Annotated in this window: 12 protein-coding genes; 1 reads left to right on the forward strand and 11 read right to left on the reverse strand. The window is 57.8% G+C overall.

What is annotated here, in order from left to right; genetic code table 11:
* Positions 1-160: 160 nt before the first annotated feature.
* On the reverse strand, positions 161-1,282 hold the full coding sequence (ribA, locus tag FQB27_RS00930) for a GTP cyclohydrolase II (RefSeq protein WP_169558999.1): 1,122 nt from the start codon (positions 1,280-1,282) through the stop codon (positions 161-163).
* 335 nt (positions 1,283-1,617) lie between these two features.
* Between ribA and FQB27_RS00935 the strand changes: the two genes are divergently transcribed.
* Positions 1,618-2,307 carry a response regulator transcription factor gene (locus FQB27_RS00935; protein WP_169559000.1) on the forward strand — a complete coding sequence of 230 codons (690 nt, stop codon included), beginning with the start codon at positions 1,618-1,620 and terminating at the stop codon, positions 2,305-2,307.
* 28 nt (positions 2,308-2,335) lie between these two features.
* Here the strand turns inward: FQB27_RS00935 and FQB27_RS00940 are convergent, their stop codons facing one another.
* The 10 genes from FQB27_RS00940 to rpsA all read right to left on the reverse strand — a co-directional run bounded on the left by FQB27_RS00940 (position 2,336) and on the right by rpsA (position 11,633).
* The gene (locus tag FQB27_RS00940) at positions 2,336-3,646 is read right to left on the reverse strand and encodes a bifunctional folylpolyglutamate synthase/dihydrofolate synthase (RefSeq protein ID WP_206374152.1); all 1,311 of its coding nucleotides are present in this window, start codon (positions 3,644-3,646) and stop codon (positions 2,336-2,338) included.
* 15 nt (positions 3,647-3,661) lie between these two features.
* Positions 3,662-4,630: an acetyl-CoA carboxylase, carboxyltransferase subunit beta gene (gene accD, locus FQB27_RS00945; RefSeq protein ID WP_169559001.1), complete on the reverse strand. Its 969-nt coding sequence runs from the start codon at positions 4,628-4,630 to the stop codon at positions 3,662-3,664.
* A gap of 11 nt (positions 4,631-4,641) precedes the next feature.
* Entirely contained in the window at positions 4,642-5,460 is an 819-nt protein-coding gene (gene trpA, locus FQB27_RS00950) for a tryptophan synthase subunit alpha (protein ID WP_169559002.1), read from the reverse strand.
* Positions 5,457-6,668 carry a tryptophan synthase subunit beta gene (gene trpB / locus FQB27_RS00955; protein ID WP_169559003.1) on the reverse strand — a complete coding sequence of 404 codons (1,212 nt, stop codon included), beginning with the start codon at positions 6,666-6,668 and terminating at the stop codon, positions 5,457-5,459. Before trpB ends, trpA begins: the two co-directional genes overlap by 4 nt.
* Positions 6,669-6,694: 26 nt before the next feature.
* A complete protein-coding gene (locus FQB27_RS00960) occupies positions 6,695-7,351 on the reverse strand; it encodes a phosphoribosylanthranilate isomerase (protein ID WP_169559004.1) in 657 nt (218 codons plus the stop codon).
* Between the two features lies 1 nt (position 7,352).
* Positions 7,353-8,060 carry an orotidine-5'-phosphate decarboxylase gene (gene pyrF / locus FQB27_RS00965; protein ID WP_169559005.1) on the reverse strand — a complete coding sequence of 236 codons (708 nt, stop codon included), beginning with the start codon at positions 8,058-8,060 and terminating at the stop codon, positions 7,353-7,355.
* A 163-nt stretch (positions 8,061-8,223) separates the two neighbouring features.
* A complete protein-coding gene (locus FQB27_RS00970; RefSeq protein WP_169559006.1) occupies positions 8,224-8,583 on the reverse strand; it encodes a lipopolysaccharide assembly protein LapA domain-containing protein in 360 nt (119 codons plus the stop codon).
* 37 nt (positions 8,584-8,620) lie between these two features.
* Positions 8,621-8,902, reverse strand: a complete 282-nt coding sequence (ihfB, locus tag FQB27_RS00975; RefSeq protein WP_169559007.1) for an integration host factor subunit beta — start codon at positions 8,900-8,902, stop codon at positions 8,621-8,623.
* Positions 8,903-8,963: 61 nt separating this feature from the next.
* Complete coding sequence (gene sppA / locus FQB27_RS00980; protein ID WP_169559008.1) at positions 8,964-9,869, reverse strand: signal peptide peptidase SppA; 906 nt, start codon at positions 9,867-9,869, stop codon at positions 8,964-8,966.
* Between the two features lie 48 nt (positions 9,870-9,917).
* A complete protein-coding gene (rpsA, locus tag FQB27_RS00985; RefSeq protein WP_169559009.1) occupies positions 9,918-11,633 on the reverse strand; it encodes a 30S ribosomal protein S1 in 1,716 nt (571 codons plus the stop codon).
* Positions 11,634-11,795 lie beyond the last annotated feature (162 nt).

Here is an 11,795-nt window from a genome sequence, read left to right on the forward strand (position 1 = left end):
CTCCTCGCCGTTATATAAGCAAGGACCGTGCCATTATTTTATGGCGCAATATCAAGTGGTTAGAATGTCATGCACCGGACCCCTTCGGCAGGCCGGAATTAATTTCCGGGAAAAACCTGCCCGCTTGGGAAAGGGCCGTACCCCTTACAGGCGGCCTGTCTTACAGGTAATGGCCGCTGCGTTTGCGTTTGGTGGCAAGATACAGTTCGTTATGGGTGTTGGACGGGAATTTGTGGGTAACCCGTTCCGCAACCTCGATACCGCATCGCTCCAGTCCTTCGACCTTTTCCGGGTTATTGGTCATCAGGCGGATTTTGGTGAAGCCCAGCAGGGACAGCATTTCCGCCGCAGGCCGGAAGACCCGCTCATCCGCATCGAAACCCAGCCGTTCATTGGCATCGATGGTATCAAACCCGTCGCTTTGCAGTTTATAGGCCCGCAGCTTGTTCATCAGGCCGATCCCGCGCCCTTCCTGCGCCAGATACAGGATGACGCCGGAGCCTTGGTCACTGATCGCCTTGATAGCCCCGCGAAGCTGTTCGCCGCAGTCGCATTTCAGGGACCCGATCAGGTCACCGGTGAAGCATTCGGAATGCAGGCGGGCCAGAACCGGGTCATGCCGGTTGGGATCACCGATCAGGATGGCCAGATGCTCAATCCCGCCGTCCACCGGCCGGAAAGCCTGAATGCGGGTATTTTCGGCCCCCTGCAGGGGAACCTTGGCAAGGGCGACCGGACGAAGCTGCCGGGCGCTGTAATCGTCATAGGAAAAAATCTCGTCAAAAGTGACGACGGACAGGTCTTTTTCCGCGGCAATTGAGGCGGCCTTTTCCGTATCCACGGGGCAGACAATCGCCGAAGGCAGCAGGCGTCCCAGCTTGTTGATCTTGATGGCCGCATCATGGATCGGGTCAATCGGGCCCTGCAACCGGGTAAAAGGCCCCCGGAACGGCTGGTCCAGATCATGGGTGGCATCGGCCAGCGCCCGCATCAGCGAGGCATCCATCCAGTCCTCGATGGTCAGCAGGATCGTGGTATCCCCGGTCGGCATCACATGCAGCACATTGGCCCGGTGGGCGGTAATGGCGAACAGGGGTGCCGTCCCGCAGGTTTCCGCAAGGTCCCGGATTTCAGCATCATAAGCCATTTCCGTCGACAGGATGGCAATGGTCTCCTGTCCGGTGGTAATGACGGCTGGAAGACCCCGCCGCAGGTCGGCAATGGCCCTGTCAACATTGCGAAGGGCGATTTTTTGGGACGTATCGGGATTGTTTTGAGACATGATTTACTGCCGGATGAGGTTCTTTGCCTTTACTATTAACAGGTTCTTCGGGACACTCGCAAATGCAAAAACCTTTCTGGCGGCCATCAACCGGGCAGAAAACGGGCGCTCTGACAATTCTGGCCCTGCAAATGAGACCCGATTTCCCTATACTGACTGCTGACATCCCTGTGAAGGGAAGGGGAAACGCGGTCAACTTTTGGTGAGTTGGGCGTATTTTTATCCCTGAAACAGCCTTGAATGAGGCAAAAAGACATAAATCTGTGAAATGCCTGTATCCGCCAAATCCCGGATTGCAGGGAAATCTGACATCATGGCCTGTAAGGGAGCGCCCCATGTCCAGCGTGAAAAAAATTCTACTGGTGGATGATGATGAAAGCCTGCGCGAGACGCTGGCCGAACAGCTTGACCTGCATGAGGAGTTTGAAACCCTGCAGGCGGGAACCGCAAGTGACGCGCTGGAGAAGGTGCGAAACGGGCTTTTCGACCTGATCCTGCTGGATGTGGGCCTGCCGGACATGGACGGGCGCGAGGCCTGCAAGATCATGCGGAAAAACGGGTCCCGTGTGCCGATCATCATGCTGACCGCGCAGGACAGCGACAGTGACCAGATCTTGGGGTTGGAGTCGGGGGCCAATGACTATGTCTCGAAACCGTTCCGCATCGGGGTTCTTCTGGCCCGGATCCGGGCCCAGCTTCGCCAGCATGAACAAAGCGAGGATGCGGTCTTTACAATTGGTCCCTATACCTTCCAACCGGCCAAGAAGCTGCTGGTGCATACGGAAACAGAGCAAAAGGTTCGCCTGACGGAAAAGGAAACGGCGATCCTGAAATTCCTGTACCGGGCCGGGCAGAAGGTGGTGTCCCGGGATATCCTGCTGGACGAGGTCTGGGGATATAATGCGGAGGTCACGACCCACACGCTGGAAACCCACATTTACCGGCTTCGTCAGAAAATCGAGGATGATCCGTCGGCGGCGGCCCTGCTGGTCACGGAAACTGGCGGCTACCGCCTCGTCCCGTAAAGGGCTGAAGGCGGCTTAAAAGCCAGTTTTAGCCGTTTTCCCGCAGGATTGTTCCCGCCAGATACAGGCTGCCCGCAATCAAAAGGCGGCAGGGTTGCCGGGCCATGAAGGGGAAAAGACTGTCCACAGCCTCTGGAAGGGAGGCGGCCTCACCAATATCCAGACCGGCATTTCGGCCAATCTGGGCCAGTTCCTCTGCTGTTGTTGTGGCTTCCTCGCCCGGAATGCTCATGGCAAAGGCCCGGCTGACCAGCGGTTGCAGGTGACGCAGGAAGGAAATCTGGTCCTTCGTGTTCATCATGCCGCATACCAGATAGGTGGGTTTGTCATCGTCCTTGTTAAGGGCACGGAAACTCTCGGCGATTTGCCGACCTGCGGCCTCGTTATGGCCCCCATCCAGCCAGACTTCCACCTCGGGGGGGAGTTGACGGATCAGCGGACCTTTTGTCAGGCGCTGCATGCGGGCGGGCCAGACCGTGGATTGGATCCCGGCCTCGATGGCTTTGCGGGACAGGGTAAACCCGTCCAGTTTTTCCGCACAGGCAATGGCCGTGGCGGCATTGGCAAACTGGTGCGTTCCAAAAAGGGACGGCGGCGGCAGGCCTTCAAGGGCCTTGAGACCAGAGTAAGCCCATTCATCGCTGGCGCCCGTGCCGGGGGTGAAATCCCAGTCCCGTTCATGGGCATGAACCGGCGCCCCCACGACCCCGGCTCGCTCAATCAGGGTCTTCATGACCGCATCCTGCTGCGGCCCAAGGACCACGGGAACGCCCGGTTTCATGATGCCCGCTTTTTCAAGGGCGATACCGGTGACGTCCGATCCAAGGAATTGTTCGTGATCCTTCGATACCGGGGTGATGGCCGTCAGGGCCGGTTTGGGGATGACGTTGGTGGCATCCAGACGCCCGCCGAGACCGGTTTCCAGCAACAGGACATCCGCCGGATTGTCGGCAAAGGCCTTGAACGCGGCGGCGGTGGTGATCTCGAAATAGGTGATCGGGGTACCGCCGTTGCGTTCCTCGCAAAAGGCAAAAAGGTCTATTAGTTCCGGGTCCGAAATGACTTCCCCGTTGAGGACAATCCGCTCATTGAACCGGACCAGATGCGGCGAGGTATAGACATGCACGCTATAGCCTGCCGCTTCCAGAATGGCGCGCAAATAGGCCAGCAGCGATCCCTTGCCGTTTGTCCCGGCCACATGGATGACAGGCGGAACGGACAGGTGCGGATTACCGAGCTTGTCCAGAATGTCCATCATGCGATCAAGCGAGAGATCGATAACCTTGGGATGCAGCGCCATCAGGCGTTGCAGGATGGCGTCACTGGGCAGGGGGCGCACTGGGTCTATCCTGTATCAGGCCTTGCTTTCCGACGGGGCATCCGCCTTTTTCCCGGCTGCATCAGCGGCAGGGGCGGCATCTTGCGTCGGTTCAGCGGCAGGGGCGCTCTTGTCCGCGGTATCCTCGGACTTGAACTTGTTGGCAATCAGGTCGATCAGCACGGACAGGGTCTTTTTCATGTCCCGGCGGTGAACCACCATGTCCAACATGCCTTTTTCCACCAGGAACTCGGCGCGCTGGAACCCTTCCGGCAGTTTCTCGCGGATGGTTTCCTCGATCACGCGGGGGCCGGCGAAACAGATCAGGGTGCCCGGTTCTGAAATCTGGATGTCACCCAGCATGGCGTAAGACGCTGTAACGCCGCCGGTTGTCGGGTCTGTCAGGACAACGATGAAGGGCAGCTTGGCCTCTTTCAGGCGCTGGACCGCAACGGTGGTGCGCGGCATCTGCATCAGGGACAGGATACCTTCCTGCATCCGGGCACCGCCAGCGGCAGAAAACAGGATCAGTGGGGCTTTTTGCAGGATCGCCAGCTTGGAGGCCGCGACAATGGCTTCACCCACGGCCATACCAAGGGAGCCGCCCATGAACTGGAAATTCTGGACCGCGACAACAGCGGCATTGCCGCCCATCTTGCCGTGGGCCACGATCATGGCATCCTTGTCGCCCGTATTGTGGCGGGCATCCTTCAGGCGGTCGGTATATTTCCGGGAATCCCGGAATTTCAGGGGATCAACCTGCACATCCGGCAATTCAATCACGTCATAGCGGCTGCCGTCGAACAACTGCTCGAACCGGTCTTTCGGACCGACCCGCAGGTGATGATCACAATGATTACAGACATTGAGGTTCTGTACCAGTTCCTGATGGAACAGCATTTCCCCGCAACCGGGACATTTTACCCACAGGTTGTCCGGGGTGTCGCGGGACGAGGTTGTCAGCTTGCGGATTTTCGGAAGAACTTTGTTGGTCAACCAGTTCATATCAGGTCCTGTCAGTGTTTCACGGTGCTGCGAATACCAGCGGATATCTCGGAAGCCAGTTCCATAACGGAACGAACGGCTTCATCATCATTTTCTGCGGCGGCGATCCGGTCGATCAGGGCAGAGCCCACAACGGCGCCATCGGCGATTTCAGCGATTTCAGCGGCCTGTGCCCCGCTGCGGATACCAAAGCCGACAGCGACGGGCAGGTCGGTGGCATTCTTGATCCGTTGCAGGGACTGCGCCACATCCGAGGCCTTTGGCGCGGCGGCGCCTGTGGTCCCGGCGATGGAGACATAATAGATAAAGCCGGAGGTGTTCTTGAGGACAGCCTCAAGCCGCTTGTCATCGGTTGTCGGGGTCGTCAGGCGAATGAAGTTCAGCCCGGCCTTCATGGCGGGCAGGCACAGTTCCTCGTCTTCCTCGGACGGCAGGTCCACCACGATCAGGCCATCAACCCCGGCGTCCCGGGCATCTTCGAGAAACCGGTCCACCCCATAGGAATAGATGGGGTTGTAATATCCCATCAGCACAACCGGGGTGTCGTCGTTGTCTTTTCGGAACTCGCGGATCATGGACAGGGTGGATTTCAGCGTGGTGCCGGACGCCAGCGCCCGCAGACCGGCCTGCTGGATGGCGGGACCGTCGGCCATGGGATCGGTGAAAGGCATGCCGACCTCGATGATGTCGGCCCCGGCTTCGGGCAGGCCCTGCATGATCCTGAAGGCGGTTTCCTGATTGGGATCGCCGGCCATGACAAAGGTGACGAATGCCGCACGGCCTTCCTGCTTCAATGCGCGAAAGCGCCGGTCAATACGGGTTTCACTCACAATTCAACTCCCAGTGCGTCGGCGACAGTAAAGATGTCCTTGTCTCCCCGACCGGAGAGATTGACAACGATTATATGATCCTTGGGCAGGTTCGGCGCGATCTTTTTCAGGTGGGCAAGCGCATGGCTTGACTCAAGGGCCGGAATGATGCCCTCCAGTTTGCAGCAAAGCTGGAACGCTTCCAAAGCCTCATCGTCGGTGGCATTGACGTAATTGACCCGGCCCGTATCGTTCAGCCACGCATGTTCCGGGCCAATCCCCGGATAGTCCAGACCGGCGGAAATGGAGTGGGCCTCGATGATCTGGCCGTCATCATCCTGCAGCAGATAGGTCCGGTTGCCATGCAGGACACCGGGACGCCCGCCTTTCAGCGAGGCGGCGTGCTGGCCGCTGTCGATACCGTGACCGGCCGCCTCGACGCCGATGATGTCCACATCCTCGTCATCCAGGAACGGATGGAACAGTCCCATGGCGTTGGAGCCACCGCCAATACAGGCAAGCAGGGTGTCAGGCAGGCGGCCTTCCTGATCCATGATCTGGCGGCGGACTTCCTCGCCGATCACATTCTGGAAATCGCGGACCAGTTGTGGATAGGGGTGCGGACCGGCAACGGTACCGATGATATAGAAGGTATCATCCACATTGGTGACCCAGTCCCGAAGCGCCTCGTTCATGGCGTCTTTCAGGGTGCGGGAGCCGGAGGTCACGGGAACCACCTCGGCGCCCATCAGTTTCATGCGGAAGACGTTGGGCTTCTGCCGCTCGATATCCGTCTCACCCATATAAATGGCGCAGGGCAGGCCGAACCGGGCGGCGACGGTGGCGGTTGCAACACCATGCTGACCGGCGCCGGTTTCCGCGATAATGCGCTTTTTCCCCATGCGAAGGGCCAGCAGGATCTGGCCCATGCAGTTGTTGATCTTGTGCGCACCTGTATGGTTCAGGTCCTCACGCTTCAGATAGATTTTGGCACCGCCGAAATGCTCTGTCAGGCGCTCTGCGAAATAGAGCGGGCTTTCCCGGCCCACATAATGCTTCAGCAGGCTGGAAAGCCGGGCGGCGAATTCCGGGTCTTTCTTGGACGCTTCATAGGCCTCGTTCAGTTCAAGGATCAGGGGCATCAGTGTTTCTGCAACGAAACGGCCGCCATAAATCCCGAAATGTCCTGTTTCATCCGGCCCGGACCGGAAGGTGTTCAACTGCGTCATGGTTTATCCAATCTCAAAACCGGTATTCATTGTTCCAGACCCTGTACGGTTTCAAGGAAGGCGGCGATTGCCGCAAGATCCTTGACACCGGGTTCCACTTCAACGCCGGACGATGTGTCGACGATGAGGGCCCCACTGATGGTGACCGCCTGGGTTACATTGTTTTTGTCCAGTCCGCCTGCCAGCATCCAGGGAACCGGGAAATTCGCCCCTTTTAACATCCGCCAGTCAAAAACCAGTCCATTGCCACCGGGCAGGGCGTTTTCCAGCGTGGCGGGTGGTTTGGCGTCGAATAACAGCATGTCGGCCACGGGTTCATAAAGACGCGCAGCCTCAATATCCGATGGATCAGCGACCCGCAGGGCCTTCATGACCGGGATACCGAACCGCTCGCGGATGGCCTGCACCCGTTCCGGTGTTTCCTTGCCATGCAACTGGATCAGGCCAAGGGGGACCCCGTCCAGAACAGCGCGGATCAGGTCATCATCCGGGTCCACAAACAGGCCCACAATGGTCACGCTGTCCGGGACATCCCTGGCCAATTGTGCGGCCTGTTCGGGTGTGACCGCCCGCGGACTTGGCGGGAAAAACACAAAACCGATATAGTCGGCGCCGTTCGTCGCTGCGGCTTGAACCGCCGCTGCGTCGTTGAGGCCGCATATTTTCGTTTTCACGCGGGTCATCTCAGGACAGGCTCTCCGCGATTGTCCGTGCCGCCGTTGCCGGGTCCTCCGCCTCTGTGATGGGGCGTCCGATAACCAGATAATCGGCCCCGTCGGACAGGGCTTCAACCGGGGTTTTGACCCGTTTCTGATCCCCGTGGTCCGATCCGGCCGGACGAATGCCGGGCACGACCAGTTTGAAATCCGGTCCAAGTTCTGCTCGGATATCGGCAATTTCAAGGGGGCTGCAAATCACACCATCCGCCCCATTGTCGCGGGCCAGACGGGCCAGCCGCAGGACCTGTTCGCGGGGGGAAGCATCCACACCGATGGCGCGAAGGTCATCCTCATCCATGCTGGTCAGCACCGTTACCGCCAGGATCAGCGGCCGGTTCTCGCCAAATTCGGCGGCGGCATCGGCCGCAGCCCGGATCATGGCAGGCCCGCCGCTGGCATGGATGGTCAGCATGTTGGGTTGCAGGGTGGCCGCAGCAGAGCGCACGGCCCCGGCGACAGTGTTGGGAATATCGTGGAATTTCAGGTCCAGAAACAGGGGGATATGGTCGCCGACCACAGCCTTGACCCCGTCCGGCCCAAACGCGGTTACGAACTCCTTGCCCAGCTTGATCCCGCCGGTATGCGCAGCAATCCGGGATGCCAGATCGCGGGCAAGGTCCAGATCACTTTTATCAATCGCGGTGAATACCGGATTTGAAGGAGTATGACGCATTTCTTCTATATCCGTTAAGTTGGCCAGAGCCCAAGAAAATCAGTGGATAATAGACAATTTGGCACGAAATGGAAGACATAGAAGGGGAAAAAGGCAGATTTGTGCTCTTGGTACAAATTGCCTGTCCTGAATGCCGGGCGGACCGCATAACAGCGGCCTGATATCAGTTGGACGCGGGCGGGCGCTGGTCTGTGAGCTGCCTTGTGGTCGGGGTGTCGGTTGCCTCTGCGCCGGGGCGCTCGGCCAGTTCCCGGTTGAGGCGGGTTACCTCTCCCTGAAGGCGGAGAACCTCGCGTTTGTTGGCGCGGTTTTCAGCCCGTGTCCTGCCATCGGCGATCTTGGTCCGGATGGCGCCGAGCACAAGCCCGAGAAGACCAGAGCCCAGCATCAGCAGATAGAGCGGGATATCCATGACAAAGGGAAGCGGGTCCAGTGAAAAGGTCACAGCTTCCCGGTTCCCGATGCTGAGCAGGATGATGACAAGGGCCAGCGGCAGTACAAATAGCCAGGACAGTTTTTTCAAGGGCTCTATCTTTGCGCGTTGTCGGCAAGGGTGCCGGTTACTTGGTATTCAGGCGTTCCCGCAATTCCTTGCCGCATTTGAAATAGGGAACATATTTCTTCTCGACCTGGACGGCTTCGCCGGTGCGCGGGTTGCGGCCCACCCGAGCGGCCCGTTCTTTTGTTGAAAAGGCACCAAAGCCCCGAAGCTCGACCCGGTCGCCGCGGGCCATGGCATCGGAAATTTCATCAAAGATGGTGGTCACGATGCGTTCCACATCCCGCAGGTACAAATGAGGATTCCGTTCAGCGAGAAGTGCGATAAGTTCTGATTTTATCATCCTGCGACGCCTTTGGTTCTTGTTAGAATTGAGGGACCCGTTGAAATCGAGCAAATTTTATTTATTCAGGGTGCCAAAGGGAAACCAGTCCGTCAAGTGTAAGCCGTTCTGATATAACGCTTTTCCCAAGCATTCCTTGCATTAGCTGCTGAACAAGGCCTTGCGGCTCGTCATAATTCACAGGGACAAGGGGCAGGGAGGCGGGAATTCCGTGCTCTGATTCAAGCCAGTTCCGGGCTTCCAGCAGGCCGCCAATCTCATCCACAAGGCCGCTGTCCACGGCGGACAGGCCGGTCAGGACACCGCCATTGGCAAGGGTTTCCGCCTGTTCACGGGACAGCGGGCGCCGCGTCGCAACCAGATCGACGAACCAGTTATGGGTTTCATCCACCATGGCTTGAAGATTTTTGCGGCCTTCCGCCGACAACGGCTTGAACGGGGAGGGCTCCCCCTTCAACTCGCCCGATGTGATGGAACTGGCCTTGACCCCCAGTTTATCCATCAGGCTGGAAAATTCGGTCAGTTGCACAATCACGCCGATAGACCCGGTGATGGAACTTTCCCCGGCAAAGATGCGGTCGCCTGCAAGGGCGGTAAGATACCCGCCCGAGGCGCCCACGGTGCCGATCACGGTCACGACGGGTTTTCTTTCCGCCACCCGGCGCAGGGCCTTGTAAAGCCGCTCGCTGCCATAGGTGGAGCCGCCGGGACTGTTGATATAGACAATCAACCCCTTGATCCGGTCGTCCTCCAGAATGGTCTGGACGGCATGTTGACGGCGTTCGTTTTCAACAATGATATCGCTGACATCCAGTCGGGCCACCCGGTCTTTTTCCCCCAGATTGCCAAACTTGCCGATCAGCACGGCCACAATGACAAGCACGGCAATAACGGTTGCGGCTTGCCAAAAAAACAGGCGCCGCTTCAAACGGCGCCTGTTCATTATCGCATCGGTATCAATGGACATGGTGTCTCCAAAAGGTTCCTGACATGTTCATAACCGATTTCCTTATCCTTATTCTTCGCCGCCTTCGTTGGCTTTACGCATTGCTGCGCCAAGAATATCGCCGAGGGAAGCACCAGCGTCGGAAGAGCCGTACTGAGCGACTGCTTCTTTTTCTTCTGCAACTTCCTTGGCCTTGATGGACAGGGTGACTTTACGGGTCTTGTTGTCGATGTTGGTGATTTTCGCATCGAGCTTGTCGCCAACCGCAAAGCGGTCCGGACGCTGCTCGGCACGGTCACGGCTGAGGTCACCCTTGCGGATGAAGCCGGTCAGGCCTTCGGCCAGTTCAACATCAACACCTGCATCCTGAGTACCGGTAACGGTACAGGTCACAACAGCGCCCTTCTTCAGTTCGTTTGCGCCGGCAAACGGATCTTCGGAAAGCTGCTTGATGCCCAGGCTGACACGTTCTTTTTCAACGTCGATGTCAAGAACCTTGGCCTTGACCTTGTCGCCCTTCTTGTATTCCTGGATGGCTTTTTCGCCCGGCTCGTTCCAGTCGATGTCGGACATGTGAACCATGCCGTCAACGTCGTTTTCGAGACCGATGAACAGACCAAACTCGGTGATGTTCTTGACTTCACCTTCGATTTCAGAGCCAACCGGAGTGGTGCTTGCGAAGCTTTCCCACGGATTGTCGAGGCACTGTTTCAGGCCAAGGCTGATCCGGCGACGGGCTTCGTCCACTTCCAGAACCATGACTTCCACTTCCTGGGAGGTGGAGACAATCTTGCCCGGATGAACGTTCTTCTTGGTCCAGCTCATTTCTGAAACGTGGACAAGACCTTCAACACCCGGCTCCAGCTCAACAAAAGCACCATAGTCGGTGATGTTGGTAACACGACCGGTGAATTTGCCATGCAGCGGGTATTTCGCTTCGAGGCTGTCCCACGGATCGGTTTCCAGCTGCTTCATGCCGAGGCTGATGCGCTGTGTTTCCTTGTTCAGGCGGATGACCTGTACCTTGACGGTTTCGCCAATGGTCAGGGCTTCAGACGGATGGTTGACACGACGCCATGCGATGTCGGTGACGTGCAGCAGGCCGTCAACACCACCGAGATCAACGAACGCACCGTAATCGGTGATGTTCTTGACCACACCTTCCAGTGTCTGACCTTCTTCCAGTGTACCGATAAGTTCGGCGCGGGCTTCTGCGCGGCTCTCTTCCAGAACGGCACGACGGGAAACAACGATGTTGCCACGACGACGATCCATTTTCAGGATCTGGAACGGCTGCGGGATACCCTTCAGCGGTGCGATGTCGCGAACCGGGCGAACATCAACCTGGCTGCCTGGCAGGAAGGCAACGGCGCCGGACAGGTCAACAGTGAAACCACCCTTGACGCGGCCAAAGATAACACCGTCGACGCGTTCGTTTGCTTCGAAAGCAACTTCCAGCTTTTCCCATGCTTCTTCACGACGAGCCTTGTCGCGTGACAGAACAGCTTCACCGGAAGCGTTTTCAATCCGCTCCAGGAAGACTTCCACGGTGTCGCCGATTTTCAGGTCAGAGTCCTGACCCGGGGCTGCGAATTCCTTGAGCGGAACACGGCCTTCTGATTTCAGACCGACGTCAATGGTGACCACATCTTTCTCGATGTTGATAACGGTCCCCTTGATAACGGTTCCTTCAAGGCTATCGCTGGTGCCATAGCTTTCTTCAAGCATGGCCGCAAAATCTTCAACAGCCAGCATGCTTTCTTCAGCAAGTTCAGTATTTGACATATTCTGATTTCCTTAATGATCCTCTATCAGGCCAAACCGGTAATCCGGCGGATCGATGGCCACCTGTTTTCCATGTCTCAAGTCACACGCCTGGAAAACGCGTTAAAAATGTCCCGGCGCGGTCGGGACTATTCCTGAAAGGGTGTTATAAAGACCAAGGAC

This window comes from Sneathiella chinensis (assembly GCF_012720115.1).
In the GTDB taxonomy this organism is placed as follows: Bacteria; Pseudomonadota; Alphaproteobacteria; order Sneathiellales; family Sneathiellaceae; genus Sneathiella; species Sneathiella chinensis.

Excerpts from the sequence above, each read along its gene's own strand:
- ribA (WP_169558999.1), bottom strand. The coding sequence starts at position 1,282 with ATGTCTCAAAACAATCCCGATACGTCCCAAAAAATCGCCCTTCGCAAT.
- FQB27_RS00935 (WP_169559000.1), top strand. The coding sequence starts at position 1,618 with ATGTCCAGCGTGAAAAAAATTCTACTGGTGGATGATGATGAAAGCCTG.
- accD (WP_169559001.1), bottom strand. The coding sequence starts at position 4,630 with ATGAACTGGTTGACCAACAAAGTTCTTCCGAAAATCCGCAAGCTGACA.
- trpB (WP_169559003.1), bottom strand. The coding sequence starts at position 6,668 with ATGACGCAGTTGAACACCTTCCGGTCCGGGCCGGATGAAACAGGACAT.
- FQB27_RS00960 (WP_169559004.1), bottom strand. The coding sequence starts at position 7,351 with ATGACCCGCGTGAAAACGAAAATATGCGGCCTCAACGACGCAGCGGCG.
- pyrF (WP_169559005.1), bottom strand. The coding sequence starts at position 8,060 with ATGCGTCATACTCCTTCAAATCCGGTATTCACCGCGATTGATAAAAGT.
- ihfB (WP_169559007.1), bottom strand. The coding sequence starts at position 8,902 with ATGATAAAATCAGAACTTATCGCACTTCTCGCTGAACGGAATCCTCAT.
- sppA (WP_169559008.1), bottom strand. The coding sequence starts at position 9,869 with ATGTCCATTGATACCGATGCGATAATGAACAGGCGCCGTTTGAAGCGG.
- rpsA (WP_169559009.1), bottom strand. The coding sequence starts at position 11,633 with ATGTCAAATACTGAACTTGCTGAAGAAAGCATGCTGGCTGTTGAAGAT.